Consider the following 23,506-nt stretch of genomic DNA (forward strand, 5'->3'; position numbering starts at 1 on the left):
GGGTGGAGCCGTGAACGGCCGCGTGCGCGGCGTGCGCGCTCCCGTCGCCGTCGGATGCCCCGTGCGCCGCTATCCTGAGCCGGGTCGCCGCCCCGGCGGCCGTCTCCTCCGGAAGGGACCTCAGCATGGCCGGTGGGCTCGCCGCACTCCTCGACGACGTCGCCGCGATCGCGCGCCTGGCCGCCGCGAGCGCCGACGACGTGGCCGCCGCCTCCGCCAAGGCCGGCTCCAAGGCACTCGGGGTGGTGATCGACGACGCCGCCGTGACCCCGCAGTACGTGCAGGGGATCAAGCCCCAGCGGGAGCTGCCCATCATCTGGCGGATCACCAAGGGCTCGTTGCGCAACAAGCTCGTGTTCATCCTTCCGGTCCTGCTGCTGCTGAGCGTGATCGCGCCCTGGCTGCTCACCCCGATCCTCATGCTCGGCGGTCTGTACCTGTGCTTCGAGGGCGCGGAGAAGATCTGGGAGCTGGTGCGCGGGAAGCCCAAGCAGGCGCCCGCCTCCTCGAAGGGCGCGGACGCCGAGGACAGGGTCGTCTCCGGGGCGGTCCGCACCGATCTCATCCTCTCCGCCGAGATCATGGTGATCTCCATGAACTCGGTGGATGCCGACAGCCTGTGGATCCGTGCCGCCGTGCTGGTGGTGATCGCGATCGGCATCACCGCCCTGGTCTACGGCGCGGTGGGCCTGCTGGTGAAGATGGACGACATCGGCCTGTCGATGGCGGCGGACGAGGACGCCTCCGAGGCCAGGCAGAGGTTCGGCACCGGCCTGGTGCGGGCGATGCCCCGGGTCATGGACGTCATCAGCTACGTGGGCATGATCGCGATGCTGTGGGTGGGCGGTCACATCCTGCTCGAGGGCACCCACGAGCTCGGCCTCGCCCAGCCCTACGGCGTGGTCCACCACCTCGAGGGCCTGGTCGCCGGCGTCGCCGGCGTCGGAGCGGTGCTGGCCTGGCTGGTCGACACCTTCTTCTCCCTCGTGCTCGGGCTGCTCGTGGGCGCCGTGGCCACCGCGGTGGTGCACGTCCTGCCGTTCGGGCACCACGGGGACGGGTCGGGTGCGGGCGCCGGAGCGCCGGCCGCCGACAGCGGCTCCGGCACCGCGTCCCCCCAGGGGCGTCAGGGCGGCTGACCCGGCGCGCGGTGCGGTCACCAGGGCCGTCCGGTCCGCGTGCCGGGGCCCTTCCGGTCCGCTTGCCGGGGCAGGGCCCCTGTGCCACCGTGGATCCCCCTCATCCCCGAGCGAGGAGCCACAGCGCCGTGCATCCCGTCGATCGTCGATCCTTCCTGCGCCTGTCCACCACCGCCGGCACCTCGGCCGCCCTCGGCGCCGCCGCCGTCGGCGCGGCCCTCACCGGCGCCGACGCCGCTGCGGAGAGCCCTCGTCCCGGTGCCGGTGCCGCGGTCCCGCCCGCGCGAGAGTTCCGCGCGATGTGGCTCTCCTCGGTGGAGAACATCGACTGGCCCTCGAGGACCGGGCTCAGCGCCGAGGAGCAGCAGGAGGAGTACCTGGGCTGGCTCGACCTCGCCCAGGAGCTCGGTCTGAACGCTGTGATCGCGCAGGTGCGTCCCACGGCGGATGCCTTCTGGCCCTCGCGCCTCGAGCCCTGGTCGATGTACCTCACCGGTGCCCAGGGCGGGGACCCGGGCTACGATCCGCTGGCCTTCCAGATCGAGGAGGCCCATGCACGAGGGCTCGAGCACCACGCCTGGTTCAACCCCTACCGGGTGGCGATGACCGAGGAGCCCGAGCTGGTCGAGGACCACCCGGCCCGGCTCCACCCCGAGTGGGTGTGGCCCTTCGGCGGGAAGCTCTACTACGACCCCGGCCTTCCCGAGGTGCGCGCCTTCGTGCAGGACGCCATGATGGACGCGATCTCGCGGTACGACGTGGACGGCGCCCACTTCGACGACTACTTCTACCCCTATCCCGTCGAGGGGGAGACGTACCCCGACGAGGCGACCTACGCCGACCACTCGGACGGGAGCATGTCGATCGAGGACTGGCGTCGGGAGAACATCGACCTGCTGGTGCGCGAGATGCACGAACGGATCCGCGCGGAGAAGCCCTGGGTGCGCTTCGGGATCAGCCCCTTCGGGATCTGGCGCAACGCGAGCAGCGATCCGGAGGGCTCGGACACCAGCGGCTCGGAGTCCTACGACATCATCTCCGCGGACTCGCTGCGCTGGGTGCGCGAGGGCTGGGTCGACTACATCAACCCTCAGATCTACTGGGAGGTCGGGCACGAGGCCGCGGACTACGAGACCCTCGTGCTCTGGTGGGCCGAGAAGGTCGAGGGCACCGGAGTGGGGCTGTTCATCGGCGAGGCCGCGTACAAGGCGATCGACGGAACGTTCGAGGAGGTCACCGAGCTGGGCGACCACCTCGAGCTCACCCGCTCGCTGCCGCAGGTGGACGGCAACGTGCTCTTCAGCGCCGCGAGCCTGCGCGACGACGCCGTGGGCGCCGTCGACGACCTCGTGCGACGGCACTACGCGCACCCGGCCGTGGTGCCCGCCCTCGGGTCGGTGCCCGGCGAGGCCCCCGAGGCGCCGAGCGTGGTGTCGGTGCGCACGGTCGACGAGGGGGTGCAGGTGCGCTGGCGCTCCCGCGGGGCGACCTCCGTCGCGCTGTGGCATCTCCCCACGGCGGAGACGGGCGAGGACCAGCTCGCCGACGGACGGCACCTGGTGGCGGTGGTGCGGGCCGACCGGGCCTCAGGGCTCCTGGTGCACGAGGGGGCCGACGGCGGCGGGCACTACGCCGTCACCGCGTACGACCGCACCTGGCGGCAGAGCGCCCCGTCCACGGCGCGCGCCGTCCGCGGCTGACGGGGGCGACCCTCAGGCGTCGGCGGCCGGAGCCGCGGTGACCGGCGGCTCGGCGGACCAGGGGAAGACGATCCATTCGTCGGTGCGGCGCCAGACGAAGTCGGGCGCGATGACCGAGGCGGACTTCGCGTAGAGCACGGCGCTGCGGGCGTCGGCGCCCATCTCGCGCAGCAGGTCGAGCACGAGGGCGAGGGTCCGCCCGGAGTCCGCGACGTCGTCGACCACCAGCAGCCGCTTGCCCTGGATCGACTCCGTGTCGAGCATCGGGGCGAGCAGGACCGGATCGGGCAGGGTCTCGTGGACGTCCGTGTAGAACTCGACGTTGATCGCATCGGCGAGCTTGAGACCGAGCGCATAGGAGAGGGACCCGGCCGGCAGCAGCCCGCCGCGCGCGACGGCGATGACGATCTCGGGATCGAAGTCCGAGTCCGCGATGCTCTGCGCGAGCTCGCGGGACGCGGTGCCGAACAGCTCCCAGCTCAGCACCTCCTTGACGACGAGGTCGGAGGAATCGGCGTGGAAGGCCTGGGACATCGGTGGATTCTCCTCGGGTGCGGGCGGCGCGGCGTGGATCGATGGTAGCGGCCCGGCGGTCCGCACCGGGCGTCGAGCCGGCCCCGGGTGCCCCGTGCCTCATCCGCCCCGGCGGGGTCGGCCCGCGTCGGAGCCTCGCCGTCCGCGGGGGCTTCGAGGTGCTCCCCGTCTCGTCGACGCGCTCGACCGCGCCGCTGGGCGGCGACCTCGCGGACCAGTGGGCACCTACCCACATATTCCAACATGCCCACACTGTTGTTTTATGTGACTTATGCGCGTAGAGTCTCGTCCATCGCAGCGCGACGCCTCCCGTCGGCCGCCCCCGCCCCGTCGATGAAGCAGGTGGATCCCATGTACGCCAGAGAGCGCCGTCGCCAGATCCTGGATGTCCTGGCCGACACCGGCCGGGTCGCCGTCACCGATCTCGCCGCGCAGTACGAGGTGGCCGCCGAGACCATCCGGCGCGACCTGGACCAGCTCGCCGAGCACGACCTGCTCGACCGTGTGCACGGCGGGGCCGTGACCCGGCACAGCCCAGAGGTCGAGCCCGACCTCGAGTCCCGCCGGATCACCAACATCGAGGCGAAGCGGCGCATCGCGCTGGCCGCCGCGAGCCTGCTGCCGGCCGACCCCCAGGCCGCCGTGCTGCTGGACGCCGGCAGCTCCATCGGCGAGCTGCTCCCCCACCTGGCCGGGCGGCGCGGCCCCGTGATCACCAACGCCCCCGCGATCGCGCAGGGGGCCCTGCGCCACACGGACCTCGCGGTGCACGTGCTGCCGGGGCGGGTGCGCCCCGCCACGGAGGCGGCCGTCGGCTCCACGACCGTCGACGCGATCCGCCTCCTCCACCCCGAGGTCGCCTTCCTGGGATGCAACGGGCTGGGACCAGAGGGCTTCTCCACCCCCGACCCCGACGAGGCGGCCGTGAAGACGGCCATGGCCCGCTCGGCACATCGGCGGGTGGTGCTCGCCGACTCCTCGAAGCTCGGCCGCACGCACCTGGTCACCTTCGCGGACCTCGCCGACGTCGACGTCCTCGTCACCGACGCCGAACCGCCCGAGCCCCTGCGCGCCGCCCTCGGCGAGGCCGGCGTCGAGGTGGTGACGGCATGATCGTCACCTTCACCGCGAACCCCTCGCTGGACCGCACCGTTCAGCTCGAGAGCGCCCTGACCCCCGGCGGCGTGCACCGCATCGCCGCCGACACCACCCAGCCCGGGGGCAAGGGCATCAACGTCGCGCTCGGCGTCCACCGGGCCGGGCTCCCCGTCACGGCGGTGCTCCCCGCCGCGGACTCCGACCCCCTCCTCGCACTCCTCGCCGCCGAGGGCCTCCCCCACCGCAGCAGCCCCGTGGCCGGCCAGGTGCGCACGAACCTCACCGTGCTCTCCGCCCCGCGGACGACCACCAAGCTCAACGAGCCCGGCGCACCGCTGGGAGCGGCGGAGGTCAGCACGCTCGAAGGTCTGCTGCTGGACGCCGTCTCGGCCGGGGACCTCGTGATGCTCTCGGGCTCGCTCGCACCCGGCCTGCCCGTGGACGAGTACGTGCGCCTGGTCGACGCGCTGCACGAGCGCGGTGCCCGCGTCGGCGTCGACACCTCGGACTCCCCGCTCGCAGCCCTCGCCGCGGCCCTGCCGGGCAGCGCCCCGGACTTCCTCAAGCCCAATGCGGAGGAGCTCGGGCAGATCGTCGGGGCCGACGGCGAGACCCTCGAGCACCAGGCCGGGGCCGGACAGCTCGACGGGGTGCGCGAGGCCGCGCTGGACCTCCACCACCGCGGAGTGGGCACCGTCCTGGTGACGCTCGGCGGGGCCGGCGGACTCCTCGTCACCGACGACACCGTCTGGTACGGCCCCTCCCCCGCCGGCCCGGTCGTCTCCACCGTCGGCGCCGGGGACTCCGCGACCGCCGGCTACCTCATCGCCCTCGCCCTCGAGGAGCGGCCCGGGCAGCGGCTCGCGCGCGCCCTCGCCTACGGGACCGCCGCCGTGGGCCTCCCCGGCACCACCATCCCCCGTCCCGACCAGGTGCGACCGGATCCGTCCGCCGTGGTCCGCCTCTGACCTCCCGCTCCCACCACCCCCGTCCCGCCGTGCGCGGGACCGTTCGAAGGAGAACCCCATGTCCGGACCCCTGATGACCCCCGATCTGGTCCGCCTGGAGGTGACGCCTCCCGGGGACAAGCACGCCGTGATCGGTCTGATGGCGGATCTCATCTCCGCCACCGGCCGGGCCGAGCGCGACGGCCTGGAAGCCGGGCTGCTGAAGCGCGAGGAATCCTTCGCCACCGGCATGCCGGGCGGCTTCGCGATCCCCCACTGCCGCACCGACGCGGTCCACGAGGCGGCGCTGGGCTTCCTGCGGCTGGCCGAGCCCGTCGACTTCGGCTCCGCCGACGGCCCTGCGGACCTCGTCATCGGGATCGCCGCGCCCGCCGGCACCGACGACCAGCACCTCCAGCTCCTCGCCCAGCTCTCCCGCGCCCTGATCCGACCCGAGTTCCTCGCGGACCTGCGCGCGGCGACGACGCCGGAGGAGGTCTCGGACCTGGTGATGGGCGTCGTCGAGCCGGAACCCGAGAAGGCCGCGGCCCCCGCGAGCGGCGAACCCGCCGCGCCGGAGGGCGCCTCCGGCGACGGGGCCGCCGCCGCGGGGGCGACCGCGAGCACCGCGGCCGCCGGGGCCGCGGCCGCCGGGACCTCGACGTCCGAGGACGGGACCCCCGTGCTGCTGGCGATCACCTCCTGCCCCACCGGCATCGCCCACACCTACATGGCCGCCGAGTCGCTCGAGAACGCTGCGAAGGACAAGGGGATCGAGCTGCACGTGGAGACCCAGGGCTCCGGCGGCATCACCCCGTTCACCCAGGAGCAGATCGCCGCGGCGAGCGCACTCATCGTCGCCGCCGACGTGAACATCTCCGGGCGCGAGCGCTTCGCCGGGCTCCCGCTCGTGGAGCACCCGGTCAAGCGCGCCATCTCCCACGGTCCGCAGATGATCGACGAGGCCGTCTCCGCGGCCGCGGACCCCGCGGCCCGCCGCGTCCCGACCTCCGGCGAGTCCTCGGACGCGGGTGCCGACTCCGGCAGCAGGCAGTCCTGGCCGCGCCGGATCCAGGGCGCCGTCATGACCGGCGTGTCCTACATGATCCCCTTCGTCGCCGCCGGCGGTCTGCTGATGGCGCTCGGCTTCCTCATCGCGGGCTTCGACGTCGCCTTCGTCGCCGAGGACGTCGCGACCGCCTTCTCCCTCGGCTCGCTGCCCGACCACCTGACCTACGAGGGTCCGACCGGGGAGATGCAGACGGAGAAGGCGGGACTCGCGCTCTACCTCGGCGCCGTGCTGTTCACCCTCGGCAACCTCGGCATGGGCTTCCTGGTCGCCGCGCTCTCGGGCTACATCGCCTTCGGCCTCGCCGGCCGGCCCGGCATCGCCCCCGGCTTCATCGGCGGTGCCGTGTCCGTCGCCGTCGGCGCCGGCTTCCTCGGCGGTCTGATCACCGGCCTGCTGGCCGGTCTGGTGGCGCTGTGGTTCACGACCCTCACCCCGCCGCGCTGGCTCGCCGGTCTGATGCCGGTGGTGATCATCCCGCTGGTGACCACCCTCGTGGTCGGCGGGCTCATGCTCGTGTTCCTGGGCCGTCCCCTGGCCTCGCTGATGACCGCGCTGCAGGACGGTCTGACGGGGATGTCCGGCTCGTCGGCGATCCTGCTCGGCGTGATCATCGGGCTGATGATGTGCTTCGACCTGGGCGGACCGGTCAACAAGGCCGCGTACCTCTTCGCCACGGCGGGACTGTCCCAGGGCACCGAGGCCGCGTTCCAGATCATGGCCGCCGTGATGGCCGCCGGCATGGTGCCGCCGCTCGCGATGGCGCTGTCCACCGTGGTGCGACGGAAGCTCTACTCCCCCGTCGAGCGGGAGAACGGCACCACCGCCTGGCTGCTCGGCGCGGCCTTCATCTCCGAGGGCGCGATCCCCTTCGCCGCCGCCGATCCGCTGCGCGTGATCCCCTCCTCGATGGCCGGCGGCGCCGTCACCGGGGCGCTGGTGATGGCCCTCGGCGTCGGCTCCCAGGCCCCGCACGGCGGCATCTTCGTCGCCTTCGCGATCTCCCCGGTGTGGGGCTTCGTGCTCGCGATCCTGGTGGGGACGCTGATCTCCGCGGCGCTGGTGACAGGGCTCAAGGAGCTCGGTCTGCGACGCAGCTCCGCCGCCGCCTGATCCGGCGCCGCCGAGGCCCCGGCCCTGATCGCGCAGCTCGCGGCGAGCGCCCCGCTCCGGCGGGGCGCTCGCCTATGCTCGGCCGTGTCGCGGGAGCGGGTGGGCGGAGGTGCGGGTGATGGCGGGGGACTCCGTGCGCGCGACCGCGTTCCCGCACGAGCTGGTGGCGGAGGGTTCGCTGGGGCACATGCCCGCCTACGGCGGCACGCACCTGGCCGTGCTCGCCCTGCTCGTGCTCGTCGCGGTCCTGCTGGTCCGTCGGGCGCGGCGCAGCGCTGTGGAGCGGGTGGACCGCGCGCTGCGGCTCGTCGGCTGGGTGCTGCTGGTGAACTCCGCGCTCTGGACGCTGTGGGGGTTCATGCCGTGGGCCTGGAACCTCCACGAGTCGCTGCCCCTGCACTACTCCGACGCGCTGCGCTTCATCGTCCCGATCGCCCTGATCCTGCAGGCGCGCTGGGCGATCGTCGTCGCCTACTTCTGGGGACTGACCCTGAACCTGCAGTCCGTGCTCACCCCCGACGTGAACTACTTCGTGTGGATCCCGCTGGAGTTCGCGCAGTACTGGATCGCGCACGGCGCGGGAGTGCTCGCCCCGGTGGTGCTGGTGTGGGGACTCGGATACCGGCCCACCTGGCGCGGCTGCGCCGTCGCCCTCGCGGTGACCGTGGGGTGGGCGCTGATCGCGGTGACCGGCAACGCCCTGACCGGCGCGAACTACGGCTACCTCAACCGCGCTCCCGCCGGCCCTTCGATCCTGGACCTGCTGGGCCCGTGGCCGCAGTACCTGCTGCTGGAGGCGGTGCTGATCGCGGTGGTGTGGTCGCTGATGACCCTGCCGTGGGTGCTGCGGGACCGCCGCGCGGGCACCCCGCTCAGCGGGCGGGGCGGCCTGGTGCGCCGCCCCGCCGAGGCTCAGGCGAGCAGCTCGATCTCCGCGAGTCGCAGCGGACCCTGGGATGTCGTGACCACGAGCCGGTGATGCGTGCAGGGCCGCGGAGCGCCGATCTCGAAGGGCCTGGTCTGGCGGCGCCAGCGGAACTGCTGGGCGCTGCGGGCGTCGAGCAGCTCCCAGTCCCGTCCGTCGGTCGATCCCTCGAGACGCCAGGCGATCGGGTCCCCGTCGCTCTCGGCGGAGGAGGTCAGGGTGAGGAAGCGAGCCTGCAGCGGCTCGCCGAGCACCGGCAGGTCGATGACCGCGCTCGCGGAGTCGAAGGCCTGCTCGGTGCGGGAGTCGTCATCCAGCAGCGGGTTCTCCGCCGTGGTCGCGAACAGGTCCCGCAGCGGCTGCGGGCGCTCCCCCGGGGCGCTGAGCGAGGGCGGGACCTCGCCCCAGTCGGCGGGCTCCGCCGCGAGGGTGAGGTGGAGGCGTCCGCGCAGGGCCGCGTGGTCGATCCAGGCCCCACGGTGCTCCTCGCCCTCGACGGTCATCGCGACGATGCAGGCATCCTCCGGGGAGGACGACTCGGTGGTCACGGTGAAGGCCTCCCCGCCGAGGGGGTGGACGGTCGCCCGCGGGAACAGCGGCGCCACCAGGTGGTACCGGCCGGTGCCCAGCTGGAGCGGGTACAGGCCCAGCGCCGTGAGCAGCCACCAGGCGCTCATCTCGCCGTTGTCCTCGTCCCCCGGATAGCCCTGGCCGATCCGCTCACCGACGAACAGGCGCCGGTGCACCTCGCGCACGATCCGCGAGGCCTCCTCCGGCGCGCCGGTGTGATGGAACAGGAAGGGGATGTGGTGCGAGGGCTGGTTGGACATGCCGAACTGGCCCATCCGCACCTCCCGCGCCTCGACCATCTCGTGGATCACCGTGCGGTAGGTGCCCGGCAGATCGGCCCGCTCGGGGGTCGCGAAGAACTCCTCCAGCCGGCCGCGCAGCATGTCCCGCCCGCCGTACAGGGCGGCCAGTCCCTCGCCGTCGTGCGGGACGTGGAAGGCGAAGTTCCAGCCGTCGGTCTCGGTGTAGTCCCCGCCCCAGACGCGCGGGTCGTACTCCTCGGGGCCGAGCGCGAAGGAGCCGTCCGGCCGGCGCCCCTGGAAGAACTCGATCTCCGGATCGAACAGCAGCGCATAGTTCAGGCTGCGGGCGCGCAGGTAGTGCGACTCCTCGCGCAGTCGGGCGGCGGCGTCCGCCTCCCCCTCCTCCTCGGCGCGGTCGGCGAGCAGCAGGGCCTGCGCGGCGAGCCCGGCGTCGTTGATGTGCGCCTCGAGGGCCCAGGACACGGACTCTCGGGTGTCCGTGTCGACGTAGCCGGTGAAGACCGCGCGCTCGTTGCCCTTGCGACCCACCTGAGGAGACACCGGGGCGACGGTCGCGTTGCGCAGCCCCGACTCGTAGGCGGCGTGCGGATCGGGCAGCGGCACGCCCTTGACCTGCAGATCGGCGAAGGCGATGTCGCTGCTGGTGCCGGTCATCAGGTCCGCGTACCCGGGCGAGGACCAGCGGGCGATCCAGCCGCCCTCGCGGTGCTGCTGGACGAAGCCGTCGGCGAGCTCGGCGGCGAGCTGCGGGTACAGCAGCGCGTACGCCGGCCAGGCGGTGCGGTAGGTGTCCCAGAAGCCGTGGTTGACATGGAGCTTCCCCGGGATCACCTGGGCGTTGGTGCGGGTGTCGGTGGCGGCGCCGCGCACCGGGAGCACCGGGCTCGCGTGCACGGGCTCGGGCCGCTCGCAGGTGCCCGCGTTCTCCCAGTGGGAGCTGGGATACAGGTTCAGGCGGTAGAGGTTCCCGTACAGGGTGCGGCGCTGGGCAGGAGTGGCGTCGGGCGCCTCGATCACCTGCAGCCTCTCGGCCCACGCGGCGTGAGCGGCCTCGCGCACCTGCTCGATGTCGCGGCCCGCGAGCTCCTGGTCGAAGGTGCGCCGTGCCTGCTCGGTCCCCAGCAGGCTGGTCGCCAGGCGCACCGTCACCCGTTCGGTGCCGGGCGCGAAGGTGAGCACGCTGCCGCCCGACTCGCCGCGCGCGGCGCGGACGGAGATCGGTGCCGGCTCGACCTCGGCCAGCAGGTACATGCGGGTCGCCCCGTCGGCGAGGCCGTACCCCTGCTCGGGGCCGGAGTCGATCCAGGCGCGCACCTGCCCGTCGAACACGGCGCCGGCGGCGTCGAGCCGGGCATGGTCGTCGACGCCCTCGAGCAGCAGATGGCGGCCCTCGGCCTGCGGGGGCAGCGCGATCTCGCAGACCGCTCCGTGGTCGGTCGGAGCGAGCCGCAGACCGATGCCGCCGTCGAGTGCGACCTCGTACAGGTCCGGCCCGGCGGTCTCGGCGGCGTGGTCGAAGCCGCGGGACCGCGCCGCCGGAGTGGCATCGGGATCCCGGCCCAGCAGCGGCATCATCATGAACTGGTGGCGGTCCCCCATCCAGGGGCTCGGCTGATGGGACAGCGCCATGCCCTGAAGGCGCGGCCGGTTGTCCTCCCCGTTCGCGCGGTGGTACTCGTACACCCACCGTCGGGTGCGGGCGTCGGTCGCGGGGGTGAACAGCGCGAAGCCGTTCGGCAGCGCGGTCAGCGGCAGGGTGTTCCCGCGCGAGAAGTCGCCGGAGGCGTTGGTGCCGCGCCGGGTGTCGACCCAGGCGACCGGGTCCGCGAGCGGCGGGTCGGCGGGCGGCGGCCCCAGGTACGGCCCGTCGATCCAGCCGCTGAGCCGCGCCTGCGCGTCCTCGCCGGGGTCCTCGCCGTCGGCCGCGTCGAGGAGACCTGCCTCGGGATCCTCCGGCGCCTCCAGCACCACCAGCACCTCGGAGATGGTGCGGCCCACGACGGCGGAGAGATCCACCTGCACGTCGTTCCACTGCGCGGCGAGCAGGATCCTGCCCTCGCCGAGCCCGCGCGCGGTGGCCTCGGTCCCGTACTGGTCGCGCGGCGAGTGGTCGGACAGGCGGCTGCCGTCCTCGAGCACGAGGTCGAGGGCGACGTGGGTCGCGCCCCAGGTCTGCGCCGCGTCCAGCACCGGGTGCACGAACCAGCGCAGCACCTCGTGCTCGGCGATGGTGCGGCCGCGCACCTCCTCCACGCCCGGAAGCACCGGCAGCGGCGTCTCGTCCCGCTCGCCGGCGGCGCCCTCGTAGCGCACGGCCGACGGCGCGAGGAACCCGGCGCCGTCCCTGCTGGTCGGCGATCCGAACGGGCCCTGGTCTGCTGAGGCGATCATGCGCGCCAGGCTAGCGACTGAGGTGCCCGCGCCGTGCGAGGCGAGCCCCGACACCCGGCGCGGAGGCGGCGGAGCCCTCCCCGCGCCCCGGGGACGGGGCATGCGGGATACTGCCCTCAGAGCTCGCACGGAGTCCCGGGGGAACACATGGTCCACGCACAGGCACCGCAGGGGCGCCCGATGCCCGCGCCCTCGGGGCGGACCGGCCGGCCGCTCTGGCACTGGCTGCTGCTGGGAGGAGCGGCCGCCGCCGGGCTGCTCGTGGTGGCCGTTCTCGCGGCGATCATCGCATTCCAGCTGCTCACGCGCGGCGATCCGCAGTCGACGCTCGAGGACTTCTACACCTCGCTGGCGACCACGGACTGCGAGCTGTTCATGGACTCCACCACGGAGGACTTCCGCGACGCGACCGGGCTCTCGAGCTGCCCCGTCTTCGAGGAGCAGGTGGGCGGTGTCCGCGGGATCGACTACGAGGTCGACGACCGCATCAACCGTCAGGGATACGCGATCTTCGAGGTCACCGAGAGCTACTCGGACGGCGGGGAGTCGGTCGAGGTGCAGATGCGCTACTACGTGCGCCGCATCGACGGGCAGTGGGACCTCGACGGCATCGAGGTCGTCTCGGAGGGCACGGAGCCGATCACCTGATCGGCTCCTGCCCGGGCGCGGGTGCCGCGTCGATCCGGTGGCTGCGGCACCGCGCCTGATAGGACTCCACCCCACCCACCTGTGCCGCGGTCGCGCGCAGCGCGTCGGAGCCGTCCTCGACGAGGCGGACGTGGAAGGCGGCGTCTGCGCCGCAGACGGTGCACACCGCCGTCAGCTTCACGACCTCCTCGGCCATCGCCATCAGGGTGGGCAGCGGCTCGAACGGCCCGCCGTCGTAGGTGAGGCAGAGCCCGGCGACCTCGAGCTGGATCCCGGCGTCCAGCAGGCGCTCCAGGATCGGCACCAGGTCGGGGCCGAAGAACTGGGCCTCGTCGATCGCGAGGATGTCCGGGTGCTCCGCATCGGCCAGGGGCAGCAGCTCCTGCGCGACCTGGAGCATCCGCGCCGGGGCGCTGCGCCCGACGTGAGTGCTCAGGCGGTCCGCGCCGCCGCGATCGTCCAGCGCGTGGCCGACGACCTCGACGTGCAGGCCCGCCAGCCGGGCGCGGTGGACCCGGCGCAGGAGCTCCTCGCTCTTGCCGGCGAACATCGGGCCGGCGATCACGTGCAGTCGTCCTGCCTCCATGGCGCGCATGGGCTCAGGCTACGCGCGCCGTGGGCCCGTCGGTACAGTGCCGGGATGAGCACTCGGCGCCCCTCCCCGCTGGCCGGCCGGAAGCCCACCCGGCAGGATCTCGCCGCCTTCGCGACCCCCGATCCGGACGCGATCGACGACGTGCTGCCCGGCCCGGAGCACGGCGCGTCGCTGCGGCTGCTCATCGTGGGGATCAACCCGGGCCTGTGGACCGCGGCGGTCAACGCCCCCTTCGCCCGTCCCGGGAACCGCTTCTGGCCCTCTCTGCACCGGGCGGGCCTGACCTCGCGCCCGGTCGACGCCTCACGGGGCCTGGATCCCGAGGACGAGGAGGACCTCCACCGCCGCGGCATCGGCATCACCAATCTGATAGGTCGCGCCACCGCGCGCGCCGACGAGCTGGGACGCGAGGAGCTCCGACGCGGCGGCGCTGACCTGGTCCCCCGGCTGGACGCTCTGCGGCCACGGGCGGTCGCGATCGCCGGGATCACCGCGTTCCGCACCGCCTATGCGCAGCCCCGGGCCCGTCCGGGCCGGCAGGACGCCTCGAGGATCGAGGGCTGGCCGGAGGCGGTGCAGCTGTGGGTGGTGCCGCAGCCCAGCGGGCTCAACGCCCACGCCACCGTGGCGTCCCTCGCCGAGGACTGGCGCGAGGTGGCCCGCGCCGCGGGCGTCGAGCACGTCGACGAGGGGTGACCCCCGACGGGAGAGCCCGCTGCGGGCGGGCCCACGACGGGAGTGACCGCCGCCCGACGTCTCGGGGAACGGACGGGGAACGACCTGGTGCGGCACCGCGGAGGAGACCGCGGATGGCTTAGGGTGCCAAGGTCCGGCCCGACCCCTCCGGGAGGGCCGGATCCCCGGGACCTCTCGATCCGAAGGAGCCAGCGGTGAGCCGCAGCGACCGCCCCGAGCACCCTGAGCACGCTGAGCACCCTGATGACCACAAGCGGTTCTCGCTGACCGAGGACTGGATCGCGACCATCGCGGGCCTGCTGATCTTCGCGGCCTGCATGCTCGGCCTGATCGGCCCGGAGCTGATCCCATGAGCGCCGCGCACCCCGCGTCCGGCGGTTCGACGGCTCCCGAGCAGCGCGATCCGGCACCGAGCGAGCCTCCGGAGCCCGGGGCCACGACCTCGCCGCTCTGGACCGCCCTCGGCCTGGTGATCGTGCTGCTCCTCGCCGGAGCGGTCTCCGTCCTCACCGACCTCGTGCCCGCGGTCGCCGCCGGCACCGCGATCGGGCAGGTGGCGGAGGCCGTCGAGTATCCCGTCTATGCGATCGCGCTGGGGTTCGCCGCCAACGCGGTCCTCTCCCTCGCGGGGCTGCGACGACGGATGGCCGCCGCGTTCCGCACGGAGCTGTTCATCAAGGTCGGCCTGGTGCTGCTGGGCGCCACCGTGAACTTCGCGGTGGTGGTCCGGGCGGCCGGTCCCGCGGTCGTCCAGGCGATCCTGCTGATCACCGTCGTGTTCCTGTTCACCTGGTGGTTCGCCGGGCTGCTCGGCCTGGACGACAAGCTGCGGGCGCTGCTGGCCTCCGCCCTGTCCATCTGCGGGGTCTCCGCGGCGGTCGCCGCCGCGGGCGCGGTCGAGGCGAAGAAGGAGCAGCTCGCCTACACCGCGACGCTCGTGATCGTCTTCGCGGTGCCCTCGATCTTCCTGCTGCCCTGGCTCGCGGACCTGATGGGCCTGCCGCCGGCGGTGACGGGGGCCTGGATCGGCGGGAACATCGACACCACGGCCGCGGTGACGGCCGCGGGCGCGGTCGCCGGGGAGCAGCCGCTGCAGATCGCCTCGATCGTCAAGGTCACCCAGAACGCCCTGCTGGGCGTGGTCGCGGTCCTGCTGACCCTCTACTTCTCCTTCCGCGTCGCGCCGGCCGACGGCGCCGCGCGGCCCGGCCGGTTCGGTGACCGACGGTCCCTGGCGATGCTGTGGGAGAGGTTCCCGAAGTTCGTGCTCGGCTTCCTGCTCGCCTCGGTGATCGCCACCGCGCTCGGGGAGACGCTGAGCGCCGAGCAGCTCGAGCCGCGCCTGGACGCCGCCAAGGAGATCCAGGTGTGGGCGCTGACCCTCGCCTTCGTCTCGATCGGCCTCGAGTTCAACGCCTCCAGCATCCGGGAGTCCGGGTGGAAGCCGATCGTGGTGTTCGCCGCCGCGACGCTCGTGAACCTCGTGGTGGGGCTGGGTCTGGCCGTGGTGCTGTTCCGCGACTTCAGCTTCTGAGGCGGCCTCCGCGCTCGGCGTCCGCGGCCCCGGGCCGCGTCTCCCCCGTCGACCAGAAGTACAGCAGGTCGGTCCCGTTCAGGAGCCGGTCCCCGACGGCCCGCTCCTGATAGATGACCGGGTTGTGCGAGGCCAGGGTCCGGGCGTTGCGCCAGTGGCGGTCCAGTGCTCGACCGCGCGAGGTCGCCGAGGCCCCTCCCACCTCGAACAGCTCGGTGGTCACCGAGAGGACGTCCGCGACCGCGGTGATCTGCGCCTGGACGGTGCGCAGCTCCGCCTCATCGGTGAGCCGCTGCTGGTCCTGCGTGCCGACGGCCCTCTGGGCGAGGCAGAGCGCGCGGGCGGCCGCCAGGACGGCGTCCTGGGCGGAGGCCACCTTCGCCGACAGCCGTCCCACCAGCTGCTGGACCAGCGGATCGGTCGCCGCGGTGGATCCGCTGCCCTGGGAGTAGACCCGGGTGCGGGAGCGCACGGTCCCCGCCGTGCGCGCCGCCGCCGAGGAGGCCGGCCGCGATCCCTCCGATCCGAAGTTCGTCGTGCAGGCCGCGGTGATCACCGGCCGCACCCAGCAGGAGGTGGACGCGAAGCTCGCCCAGTACAGGGAGCACCGCTCCACCGAGGGCATGCTCGTGCACCAGTCCGTGCCGATCCGCGCCATGGACCATCCCCGCGACCGGACCATCGCCGAGGCCCTCGAGGCCGAGGGGCTCCCCCCCGGACACGCCCGTCGGCCGCCGCAGCGGCGCCTCGACCGTCGGCGAGCTGCTGGACTCGGTGGACGAGGCGTGGCAGGACCGCTTCTTCGTCGCCGGCACCCCCGAGGTGGTGGCCGATGCGATCGAGCACTGGCTCGACGTCGACGGCATCGACGGCATCAACCTGCGCCAGTACCACTCCTACGACACCGTCCGCGACTTCGCCGAGCTGGTCTCTCCGATCCTGCGGGAGCGCGGGCGGCTGCCGGAGCAGTGCGGCACGCTGCGCAGCCGGCTGAACGGCACGGACACGCTGCCCGCGGAGCATCCGGCGGCGCGCTTCCGGGGTGCCTTCGCGGGCGTCGGCGTCTGAGGAGCCGCCACCGGTGCCGTGACGTCCCTGGCGAGGACCGGACGATCCCCGGTGCCGAGAGCCGCCGCCCGCCGCGCCTCCCGGCCGGGGCACCTCGGCGTGAGCTCGCGCACACTCCCCCGTGCGCGCGAGGCGACCACCCTGCTCCCGCCCGCACTGCACCACCGGCCGCCCCCTCCGCGAACTTGCGGACAGCGCGTCCACGCACTAACTTTGGTGAGGCAAACCTAAGCTGTGCATCGAGGCGCCTCCGTCGGCCGTCGGGCCCCGGCACCCCTCGCCCTGCGCGGCGAGGCCCCGGACCGCGCCCCGCCAGGGGACACCTCCTCGCAGCTCCGACCCCGCCCGGGCTCGGCCCCTCGCCGCTCCGCGGTCCCCCGAAAGGTGTCCCCATGACCCTCCTGTCCCGTCGTCTCTTCGCCGGCGGCTCCGCCGCCGCTCTGGCCGCCGTGCTCGCCGCATGCTCCTCGGACAGCTCCGGGCAGGACGGCGGGGACCGGGCGGACGGCGCGGACGGCACCGATGCCGGCGGCGCGACCACCGTCGAGCACGCCTTCGGCACCACGGAGATCCCCGAGACCGTGGACGTCGTCACCACCGTGGCCTGGGCGAACCACGAGGTGCCCCTCGCCCTCGGCGTCGTCCCCGCCGGGATGGCCGCCGCGAACTTCGGCGACGACGACGACAACGGCCTGCTGCCCTGGGTCGAGGCGAAGCTCGAGGAGCTCGGCGCCGAGACCCCGGTGCTGTTCGACGAGTCCGACGGCATCGACTTCGAGGGAGTGGCCGACACCGGCCCGTCGGTGATCCTCGCCGGCTACTCCGGGCTCACGCAGGAGGACTACGACACCCTCTCCGAGATCGCCCCCACGATCCCCTTCCCCGAGGTCGCCTGGGGCACCTCGTGGCGGGACATGATCACCGTCAACGCCGCGGGCCTGGGCCTGGCGGACGAGGGCGCGGCCCTGATCACCGAGCTCGAGGAGCAGATCGGGGCCGCCGTCGCGGAGCACCCCGGGATCCAGGGGAAGTCCGTCATGTTCCTCACCCACGTGGACACCTCGGACCTGTCCACGGTGAACTTCTACACCGCCCACGACACCCGCACCATGTTCTTCGAGGACCTCGGGATGACGATCGCGAAGAGCGTGCAGGACGCCTCCGCCGAGACCGAGGAGTTCTCCTCCTCGGTGAGCGCGGAGCAGGCCGACGTGTTCGACGACGTCGAGATCATCGTGACCTACGGGGACGCGGCGCTGGTCGAGGCCCTGGAAGGGGATCCGCTGCTCTCCCAGATGCCGGCCGTGAGGAACGGCGCCGTGGTGCACCTGCCCGGTGACAGCCCGCTGGGCACCGCCGCGAACCCCACCCCGCTGGCGATCTCGTACATCCTCGAGGAGTACCTCGTCGAGCTCGAGCGCGCGGCCGGCGCCTCCGCCTGATCAGCGCTCCCTCGAGGGCCGGCACCGCTCCATGACCACCACCGCTCCCACCGCGCACGGGACGACCTCCGCTCTCCTGCGGCGCTCGTCCCGCGCTCGCGCGCTCCGACTGCTCCTGCTCACGGCGGCGCTGGTGCTGATCGCCGCCTGCTCGGTGACGATCGGATCGCGCGAGGTGGGCCCCGGGGACATCCTCGCCGCCCTCGGCGGGTCCACCGACGGCTTCGGTCCCGCCGCGGTCGCCAAGCGCGTCCCCCGCACCCTGCTCGCCGTCCTCGCGGGTGCCGCGCTCGGCGTCTCCGGCGCGGTGATGCAGGGCGTGACCCGCAACCCGCTGGCCGATCCCGGCATCCTCGGCATCAACACGGGCGCCTCCCTCGCGGTGGTGGTCGGCATCGCGTGGTTCGGTCTCGCCGCCGCCTCCTCCTACATCTGGGTCGCGATCCTCGGCGCCGCCCTGACCGCGCTGCTGGTGTACACCCTGGGCTCGCTCGGGCAGGGCGGTGCCACGCCCCTCAAGCTCGCCCTCGCCGGCGCCGCCACCGGCGCGGCCCTGACCTCGTTCATCAGCGCCGTGGTGCTCCCCCGCTCCGACATCGGCGACAGCGTGCGCTCCTGGCAGATCGGCGGCGTGGGCGGCGGCACCTACGCGTCCCTGCAGCAGGTGGGCCCCTTCCTGCTGGTGGGTCTGGTGCTGTGCCTGCTCAGCGCGCGCGGCCTGAACACGCTCGCGCTCGGCGACGAGCTCGCCGCCGGACTCGGCGAGCGGGTCGCGCTCACCCGCGCCGTCTCCGCCCTCGGAGCGGTGGTGCTGTGCGGCGCGGCGACCGCCGTGACCGGCCCGATCGGCTTCGTCGGCCTGGTGGTCCCCCACGCCTGCCGGCTGCTGATCGGCTCCGACCACCGCTGGCTGCTGCCCTTCAGCGCCGTCGCGGGCGCGGCGCTGCTGACCGCCGCGGACGTGCTGGGCCGCATCGTGGCACGCCCGGACGAGCTCGCCGTCGGCATCGTCACCGCCCTGCTGGGCGCTCCGTTCTTCATCGCCATCGTGCGCCGGCAGAAGCTGGCCCACCTGTGAGCACCCCGACCACCCTCGAGCGCGTCGCCGCGGTGCGCCGGCGGCGCGGTCGCCGCGCCGCGCTGACCATCGGCGCGCTCACCGCGGCGATCCTCGCCGTGTTCTGCCTGACCCTCATGGTCGGGCGCACCACCTATCCGCCCGCGGAGGTGATCGCCGTGCTCCAGGGCCAGGACGTGCCCGGAGCGAGCTTCACCGTGGGCAGGCTGCGCCTCCCGCGCGCCGTGCTCGCGGTGCTGGCGGGCGCCTGCTTCGGGCTGGGCGGGGTGACCTTCCAGACCATGCTCCGCAATCCGCTGGCGAGCCCGGACATCATCGGCATCTCCTCGGGGGCGAGCGCCGCCGCGGCCTTCGGCATCGTGATCCTGGGACTGTCCGGCCCCGCGGTCTCGCTGCTGGCCATCGTGGCCGGGCTGGCGGTGGCACTGGCCATCTACCTGCTCTCCTACCGCGGCGGCGTGGTCGGGACCCGGCTGATCCTGGTGGGCATCGGCATCTCCGCGATGCTCACGAGCCTCACCGACTGGGTGCTGTCGAAGGCGGGCCAGTGGGACCTGCAGGAGGCGCTGCGCTGGCTGACCGGGAGCCTGAACAACACCTCCTGGGAGCAGGCGCTGCCGGTGCTGGCGGCGCTCGTGGTGCTCGGTCCCGTGCTGCTGTCGCGGGGAGCGGAGCTGCGCGCCACCCAGCTCGGCGACGACACCGCCCAGGCGCTCGGCGTGCGGGTGGGCCGCACCCGCCTGGTCGTGGTGGTCGCCGCGGTGGGCCTGATCGCCTTCGCGACCGCCGCGAGCGGCCCGATCGCCTTCGTCGCCTTCCTCGCCGGCCCGATCGCCGCCCGGATCGTCGGCCCCGGCAGCTCACCGCTGCTCCCCGCCGCCGCGGTCGGCGCCCTGCTGGTGCTGGTCGCGGACCTGGTGGGCCAGTTCGCCACCGGGACCCGCTACCCGGTCGGCGTCGTCACCGGCGTGCTCGGCGCGCCCTACCTGCTGTACCTCATCGTCCGCGTCAACCGTCGAGGGAGCTCCCTGTGACCACCGACCACACCCTGCAGGTGCAGGACCTCACGCTCGGCTACGGCGAGCGCACCGTGATCGAGGGGCTCGACCTGGATCTGCTGCCGGGGAAGGTGACCGCGATCGTGGGCGCCAACGCCTCGGGCAAGTCCACGCTGCTGCGCTCCATGTCCCGTCTGCTCACCCCGCGCCGCGGCCGGGTGCTGCTCGACGGGGAGCAGGTCCACCGCATGCCCGCGAAGCAGCTGGCCCGCACGCTGGGCCTGCTGCCCCAGGCCCCGATCACTCCCGAGGGGATCACGGTCGCGGACCTGGTGGGGCGGGGGCGCCACCCCCATCAGGGGATCTTCTCGCGGTGGTCCGCCGCCGACGACGAGGCGGTCGCCGCGGCGCTGGACGCTACCCGCACCGCGGACCTCGCCGAGCGGCCGGTGGACGAGCTCTCCGGCGGCCAGCGGCAGCGGGTGTGGATCGCGATGGCGCTGGCCCAGGACACCGACCTGCTGCTGCTGGACGAGCCCACCACCTTCCTCGACGTGAGCCACCAGATCGAGGTGCTGGATCTGCTGACGGACCTCAACCATGTCCGCGGGATCACGGTCGCGATGGTGCTGCACGACCTGAACCTGGCCGCGCGGTACAGCGATCAGCTGGTCATGATCGCCGGCGGCGAGGTCGCCGCCTGCGGCCCGCCGGCGGAGGTGCTCTCCGAGGCGAGGGTGGCGGCGGTGTTCGGTCTGGACAGCCGGATCATCACCGACCCGGTCTCGGGCACTCCGCTGATGCTGCCCATCGGGCGCCACCGCACGGCGCCCCGCCCCGGGACCGCCTGACCCGCGCTCCCCCGGGCCGGCTCGCGCCCACGGGGCGCGGCCGCAGCGACTGCACCGCGGCCGCAGCGACTACGCTGAAGGTCAGCTTTCGTCACCCCAAGGAGCAGATGATGCCCGACCCGTCCGCCGCAGCGCAGCCCGCGGTGCACGTGCTGCACGACAACCCCGAGTGGCTGCCGCCCTTCCGCCGGGCCTTCGAGGCCGAGGGCGTGCCGCTCGTGGAATGGCCGCTCGGCACGGGCACCCTCGACCTGGACGCGGAGCCGCCGCGCGGCGTGATCTGGTCCCGGCTCAGCGCCTCCTCCCACACCCGCGGGGCACCGCTGGCGAAGGACGCCGCCCGCTCGGTGACCGCCTGGGCGCACTCCTGGGGCCGACGGGTCGTCAACGGCCAGCCGATCGCCGATCTCGAGGTCAGCAAGATCCTCCAGCACGCCGCCCTGCGGCGGGCGGGGTTCGACGTCCCCCGCACCCTCGCGGTGTTCGGACGCGAGGGACTGGTGGAGGCGGCCCAGGGCTTCGAGGCCCCCTTCCTCACCAAGCACAACCAGGGCGGCAAGGGCCTGGGGGTCCGACGCTTCGACGACCACGAGTCCTTCGCGGCCTACGTCCGGGGGGCGGACTTCGAGGAGGCGGCCGACGGCATCACCCTGCTGCAGGAGCTGCTGGTCTCCGAGGAGCCCGCGATCACGCGGGCGGAGTTCGTCGGGGGCGAGTTCGTGTACGCGGTCCGGGTCGACACCTCGCAGGGCGGTTTCGAGCTGTGCCCCGCCGAGGCCTGCGCGCTCCCGTCGTCCGAGCCGATGTTCCGCCTCCGTCCGGAGGTCACCGCCGAGGATCCGCTGATCCGGCGCTTCGCGGCGCTGCTGGCGGAGCTCGGCATCGAGATCGCGGGGGTCGAGTACATGAGGACGGTCGACGGCCGCACCGTCCCCTACGACATCAACACCAACACCAACTACAACCCCGAGGTCGAGGACGCGCTGGAGGTCTCCGCCGCTCGCCGCATCGCCCGCTGGCTGGGGGCCCTGCTGCAGGCGGAGGAGCCCGTCGACGCCGCGCTCCCGTCGGGATCCTCGACACCCGTCTGAGGAGTCCCGCCCCCGCGGCTCCTGCTTGCGAGGACCGACGCCGCGTGGAAGGGTTGAGCAGACCCAGGCGGGGCGACGAGGCCCATCGGGACCCTCGCTCCCCCGCACGTCGAGCACGTCGGAGGTCCCCTGTGAAACTGCCCTGGCTCACGCCCGTCCTCGAACAGTCCGGCCCCTTCCTCTCGGTCCATCTCGACACCACCCGGACCGATCCGCACGCGGCCGGCGAGCTCGAGGCGCGGTGGGCGCAGATGCGTGCCCGCCTGCACGCCGACGGCGCACCCGACGCGGTGCTCGCCGCCATCGAGGAGACGGTGCTGAGCCCGTCCCCGCTGGGCGGTCGGCACGGCCGATCGATCTTCGCCACCGACGAGGGGATCCTGGTGGACCGGGTGCTCCCCGCCCCGCCGCTGCAGGAGTCCGCGCACCGCGGAGAGTTCCCCCAGCTGCTCCCGCTGCTGCAGCTGACCCCGTTCGCGGTCAGCCAGCTGCTCGTCGTCGTGGATCGGGCCGGAGCCGACCTCCACCTGCGCGCCCCGGAGAACCCCTCGATCGCCCACGGCCCCAACGGCCTGGGCGAGGACGCGACCGTCGAGGGCGGGCACGACGTGCTGCACAAGGCGAACCTGGGCGGCGGCTCCCAGCACGGATGGCGGGCGAACAACTCCCAGGCGCGTGTCGAGGACTCCTGGGAGCGCAATGCGGACGCCGTCGCCGCCGCCGTCGAGAAGACGCTGCGCGAGCACCGGGTCGACATGGTCATGCTCAGCGGCGACGTGCGCGCCATGGGTCTGCTGCGCGACGCCCTGGGCAAGGAGACCCGGGACCGGCTGATCGAGATCTCCAGCGGATCCCGGGGCGCCCCCTTGGACAAGGGACCCTTCCGCGAGGAGCTGACGCGCGCCACGGGCGAGTTCATCGCCGCGCGCCAGCAGGAGCTCGCCACCCGCTTCCAGGAGAGCCAGGCCCGCGACGGCGCCTCCGTGGGCGGTGCCAGCGAGGTCTCCCAGGCGCTCGAGCGCGGTCAGGTCGAGGAGCTCGTCTTCGCCAGCGGCCACGAACCGGCCGGCATCGAGGAGCTGCTGCGGGGCGCTCTGGCCACCGATGCGGCCGTCTCCGCCCTCGAGGAGGGCGCCGACGGGATCCCGGAGGGCGTCGGCGCGCTGCTGCGCTGGCGCGACGGGACCACCCCGTCCAACAGCATCGGATCGATGTCCGGGGACTCGCGCCGCGAGTGATCGGGCACAGGCGTCCGGCCGGTCGGTCGGGGACCACACCGCCCCGCCCTGTGGCCGCGACGGCGCAGGGCAGGACCACCGCACGAGGAGGACCACGATGCCCGAGGCCTGGAGCGCGAAGCGCGAGCGGCAGTACCAGCACATCAAGGAGGGGAAGCGCGAGCAGGGCGCCTCCGAGCAGGAGGCCGAGGAGGTCGCCGCCCGCACCGTGAACAAGACCCGTGCGCAGGAGGGCGAGTCCCGAGAGGCCGACCGCACATCGCTCGAGGACAAGTCCCCGTCCGAGCGCGGCGGCGAGCGCTCCCACAGCGGCGCGGAGGGCCGCACGAAGGAGCAGCTCTACCAGGACGCGAAGCGCCAGGGCGTCGAGGGGCGCTCGCAGATGGACAAGGAGGAGCTGCGGGACGCGGTCGAGGATCGATGATCCGACGTCGCCCGCCGCGCCGTGATGCCCCTCGCAGCCCCTTCCCCGGGAGCCGGGTCGCCCATGTAGAATCCGAGTCGGCAACGGGGGAGTA

Annotated in this window: 22 protein-coding genes and 1 pseudogene; 19 read left to right on the plus strand and 4 right to left on the minus strand. The window is 73.6% G+C overall.

The genetic code is table 11. The features are described from left to right. The first annotated feature begins 125 nt into the window (after positions 1-125). Complete coding sequence (locus ACT3SP_RS12325; RefSeq protein WP_444587588.1) at positions 126-1,139, plus strand: DUF808 domain-containing protein; 1,014 nt, start codon at positions 126-128, stop codon at positions 1,137-1,139. Between the two features lie 128 nt (positions 1,140-1,267). Beyond that, a complete protein-coding gene (locus ACT3SP_RS12330) occupies positions 1,268-2,839 on the plus strand; it encodes a glycoside hydrolase family 10 protein (RefSeq protein WP_444587589.1) in 1,572 nt (523 codons plus the stop codon). 12 nt (positions 2,840-2,851) lie between these two features. Here ACT3SP_RS12330 and ACT3SP_RS12335 read toward each other — a convergent pair whose 3' ends face one another. Next, the gene (locus tag ACT3SP_RS12335; RefSeq protein ID WP_444587590.1) at positions 2,852-3,373 is read right to left on the minus strand and encodes a phosphoribosyltransferase; all 522 of its coding nucleotides are present in this window, start codon (positions 3,371-3,373) and stop codon (positions 2,852-2,854) included. A 351-nt stretch (positions 3,374-3,724) separates the two neighbouring features. On the opposite strand from ACT3SP_RS12335, the gene ACT3SP_RS12340 reads away from it, so the two are divergent. The 4 genes from ACT3SP_RS12340 (at position 3,725) to ACT3SP_RS12355 (ending at position 8,579) form a co-directional block, all read left to right on the plus strand. After that, positions 3,725-4,486, plus strand: a complete 762-nt coding sequence (locus tag ACT3SP_RS12340) for a DeoR/GlpR family DNA-binding transcription regulator (RefSeq protein WP_444587591.1) — start codon at positions 3,725-3,727, stop codon at positions 4,484-4,486. Further along, the gene (locus tag ACT3SP_RS12345) at positions 4,483-5,439 is read left to right on the plus strand and encodes a 1-phosphofructokinase family hexose kinase (protein WP_444587592.1); all 957 of its coding nucleotides are present in this window, start codon (positions 4,483-4,485) and stop codon (positions 5,437-5,439) included. Before ACT3SP_RS12340 ends, ACT3SP_RS12345 begins: the two co-directional genes overlap by 4 nt. 58 nt (positions 5,440-5,497) lie before the next feature. Further along, the gene (locus ACT3SP_RS12350) at positions 5,498-7,600 is read left to right on the plus strand and encodes a PTS fructose transporter subunit IIABC (protein ID WP_444587593.1); all 2,103 of its coding nucleotides are present in this window, start codon (positions 5,498-5,500) and stop codon (positions 7,598-7,600) included. 118 nt (positions 7,601-7,718) lie between these two features. Then, positions 7,719-8,579 (plus strand): YwaF family protein, encoded by an 861-nt coding sequence (locus ACT3SP_RS12355; protein ID WP_444587594.1) that lies wholly within the window; start codon positions 7,719-7,721, stop codon positions 8,577-8,579. Here ACT3SP_RS12355 and ACT3SP_RS12360 read toward each other — a convergent pair. Continuing rightward, complete coding sequence (locus ACT3SP_RS12360) at positions 8,513-11,749, minus strand: GH92 family glycosyl hydrolase (protein WP_444587595.1); 3,237 nt, start codon at positions 11,747-11,749, stop codon at positions 8,513-8,515. The genes ACT3SP_RS12355 and ACT3SP_RS12360 overlap by 67 nt on opposite strands. 180 nt (positions 11,750-11,929) lie before the next feature. Here ACT3SP_RS12360 and ACT3SP_RS12365 point away from each other — a divergent pair, with 180 nt between their 5' ends. Beyond that, positions 11,930-12,397 (plus strand): hypothetical protein, encoded by a 468-nt coding sequence (locus tag ACT3SP_RS12365; RefSeq protein ID WP_444587596.1) that lies wholly within the window; start codon positions 11,930-11,932, stop codon positions 12,395-12,397. On the opposite strand, the gene ACT3SP_RS12370 is transcribed toward ACT3SP_RS12365, so the two are convergent. Further along, positions 12,390-12,992, minus strand: coding sequence for a thymidine kinase (locus tag ACT3SP_RS12370; protein WP_444587597.1), 603 nt, complete (start codon positions 12,990-12,992; stop codon positions 12,390-12,392). The genes ACT3SP_RS12365 and ACT3SP_RS12370 overlap by 8 nt on opposite strands. 45 nt (positions 12,993-13,037) lie before the next feature. Between ACT3SP_RS12370 and ACT3SP_RS12375 the strand changes: the two genes are divergently transcribed. The 3 genes from ACT3SP_RS12375 to ACT3SP_RS12385 all read left to right on the plus strand — a co-directional run bounded on the left by ACT3SP_RS12375 (position 13,038) and on the right by ACT3SP_RS12385 (position 15,222). Continuing rightward, the gene (locus tag ACT3SP_RS12375; protein ID WP_444587598.1) at positions 13,038-13,688 is read left to right on the plus strand and encodes a mismatch-specific DNA-glycosylase; all 651 of its coding nucleotides are present in this window, start codon (positions 13,038-13,040) and stop codon (positions 13,686-13,688) included. A 194-nt stretch (positions 13,689-13,882) separates the two neighbouring features. Beyond that, the gene (locus ACT3SP_RS12380; RefSeq protein WP_444587599.1) at positions 13,883-14,041 is read left to right on the plus strand and encodes a hypothetical protein; all 159 of its coding nucleotides are present in this window, start codon (positions 13,883-13,885) and stop codon (positions 14,039-14,041) included. Further along, entirely contained in the window at positions 14,038-15,222 is a 1,185-nt protein-coding gene (locus ACT3SP_RS12385) for a YeiH family protein (RefSeq protein WP_444587600.1), read from the plus strand. The genes ACT3SP_RS12380 and ACT3SP_RS12385 overlap by 4 nt, the downstream gene beginning before the upstream one ends. Here the strand turns inward: ACT3SP_RS12385 and ACT3SP_RS12390 are convergent. After that, on the minus strand, positions 15,212-15,694 hold the full coding sequence (locus tag ACT3SP_RS12390; protein ID WP_444587601.1) for a hypothetical protein: 483 nt from the start codon (positions 15,692-15,694) through the stop codon (positions 15,212-15,214). The genes ACT3SP_RS12385 and ACT3SP_RS12390 overlap by 11 nt on opposite strands. A 10-nt stretch (positions 15,695-15,704) precedes the next feature. Here ACT3SP_RS12390 and ACT3SP_RS12395 point away from each other — a divergent pair. From ACT3SP_RS12395 to ACT3SP_RS12435, 9 genes and pseudogenes are all read left to right on the plus strand, one after another. Beyond that, a pseudogene (locus ACT3SP_RS12395) lies at positions 15,705-15,776 on the plus strand (hypothetical protein); the annotation flags it as partial. Between the two features lie 220 nt (positions 15,777-15,996). Then, a complete protein-coding gene (locus ACT3SP_RS12400; protein WP_444587716.1) occupies positions 15,997-16,290 on the plus strand; it encodes a hypothetical protein in 294 nt (97 codons plus the stop codon). Between the two features lie 392 nt (positions 16,291-16,682). Then, complete coding sequence (locus ACT3SP_RS12405) at positions 16,683-17,732, plus strand: iron-siderophore ABC transporter substrate-binding protein (RefSeq protein WP_444587713.1); 1,050 nt, start codon at positions 16,683-16,685, stop codon at positions 17,730-17,732. 31 nt (positions 17,733-17,763) lie between these two features. After that, positions 17,764-18,810, plus strand: a complete 1,047-nt coding sequence (locus tag ACT3SP_RS12410; protein ID WP_444587602.1) for a FecCD family ABC transporter permease — start codon at positions 17,764-17,766, stop codon at positions 18,808-18,810. Then, on the plus strand, positions 18,807-19,844 hold the full coding sequence (locus ACT3SP_RS12415; RefSeq protein WP_444587603.1) for a FecCD family ABC transporter permease: 1,038 nt from the start codon (positions 18,807-18,809) through the stop codon (positions 19,842-19,844). Before ACT3SP_RS12410 ends, ACT3SP_RS12415 begins: the two co-directional genes overlap by 4 nt. After that, entirely contained in the window at positions 19,841-20,659 is an 819-nt protein-coding gene (locus tag ACT3SP_RS12420) for an ABC transporter ATP-binding protein (RefSeq protein WP_444587604.1), read from the plus strand. Before ACT3SP_RS12415 ends, ACT3SP_RS12420 begins: the two co-directional genes overlap by 4 nt. Positions 20,660-20,769: 110 nt before the next feature. Beyond that, the gene (locus ACT3SP_RS12425; protein WP_444587605.1) at positions 20,770-21,750 is read left to right on the plus strand and encodes an ATP-grasp domain-containing protein; all 981 of its coding nucleotides are present in this window, start codon (positions 20,770-20,772) and stop codon (positions 21,748-21,750) included. 131 nt (positions 21,751-21,881) lie between these two features. Continuing rightward, complete coding sequence (locus ACT3SP_RS12430) at positions 21,882-22,988, plus strand: baeRF2 domain-containing protein (protein WP_444587606.1); 1,107 nt, start codon at positions 21,882-21,884, stop codon at positions 22,986-22,988. Positions 22,989-23,085: 97 nt separating this feature from the next. Further along, entirely contained in the window at positions 23,086-23,412 is a 327-nt protein-coding gene (locus ACT3SP_RS12435) for a plasmid stabilization protein (RefSeq protein WP_444587607.1), read from the plus strand. Positions 23,413-23,506: the final 94 nt, after the last annotated feature.

It is taken from the genome of Brachybacterium sp. AOP43-C2-M15 (assembly GCF_052446295.1).
Classification (GTDB): domain Bacteria; phylum Actinomycetota; class Actinomycetes; order Actinomycetales; family Dermabacteraceae; genus Brachybacterium.

What these genes read in the sequence shown, in the direction of transcription:
- ACT3SP_RS12325 (WP_444587588.1), top strand. Translation starts at nt 126, where the DNA reads ATGGCCGGTGGGCTCGCCGCACTCCTCGACGACGTCGCCGCGATCGCG.
- ACT3SP_RS12335 (WP_444587590.1), bottom strand. Translation starts at nt 3,373, where the DNA reads ATGTCCCAGGCCTTCCACGCCGATTCCTCCGACCTCGTCGTCAAGGAG.
- ACT3SP_RS12340 (WP_444587591.1), top strand. Translation starts at nt 3,725, where the DNA reads ATGTACGCCAGAGAGCGCCGTCGCCAGATCCTGGATGTCCTGGCCGAC.
- ACT3SP_RS12345 (WP_444587592.1), top strand. Translation starts at nt 4,483, where the DNA reads ATGATCGTCACCTTCACCGCGAACCCCTCGCTGGACCGCACCGTTCAG.
- ACT3SP_RS12350 (WP_444587593.1), top strand. Translation starts at nt 5,498, where the DNA reads ATGTCCGGACCCCTGATGACCCCCGATCTGGTCCGCCTGGAGGTGACG.
- ACT3SP_RS12355 (WP_444587594.1), top strand. Translation starts at nt 7,719, where the DNA reads ATGGCGGGGGACTCCGTGCGCGCGACCGCGTTCCCGCACGAGCTGGTG.
- ACT3SP_RS12360 (WP_444587595.1), bottom strand. Translation starts at nt 11,749, where the DNA reads ATGATCGCCTCAGCAGACCAGGGCCCGTTCGGATCGCCGACCAGCAGG.
- ACT3SP_RS12365 (WP_444587596.1), top strand. Translation starts at nt 11,930, where the DNA reads ATGCCCGCGCCCTCGGGGCGGACCGGCCGGCCGCTCTGGCACTGGCTG.
- ACT3SP_RS12370 (WP_444587597.1), bottom strand. Translation starts at nt 12,992, where the DNA reads ATGCGCGCCATGGAGGCAGGACGACTGCACGTGATCGCCGGCCCGATG.
- ACT3SP_RS12375 (WP_444587598.1), top strand. Translation starts at nt 13,038, where the DNA reads ATGAGCACTCGGCGCCCCTCCCCGCTGGCCGGCCGGAAGCCCACCCGG.
- ACT3SP_RS12385 (WP_444587600.1), top strand. Translation starts at nt 14,038, where the DNA reads ATGAGCGCCGCGCACCCCGCGTCCGGCGGTTCGACGGCTCCCGAGCAG.
- ACT3SP_RS12405 (WP_444587713.1), top strand. Translation starts at nt 16,683, where the DNA reads ATGACCCTCCTGTCCCGTCGTCTCTTCGCCGGCGGCTCCGCCGCCGCT.
- ACT3SP_RS12410 (WP_444587602.1), top strand. Translation starts at nt 17,764, where the DNA reads ATGACCACCACCGCTCCCACCGCGCACGGGACGACCTCCGCTCTCCTG.
- ACT3SP_RS12425 (WP_444587605.1), top strand. Translation starts at nt 20,770, where the DNA reads ATGCCCGACCCGTCCGCCGCAGCGCAGCCCGCGGTGCACGTGCTGCAC.
- ACT3SP_RS12435 (WP_444587607.1), top strand. Translation starts at nt 23,086, where the DNA reads ATGCCCGAGGCCTGGAGCGCGAAGCGCGAGCGGCAGTACCAGCACATC.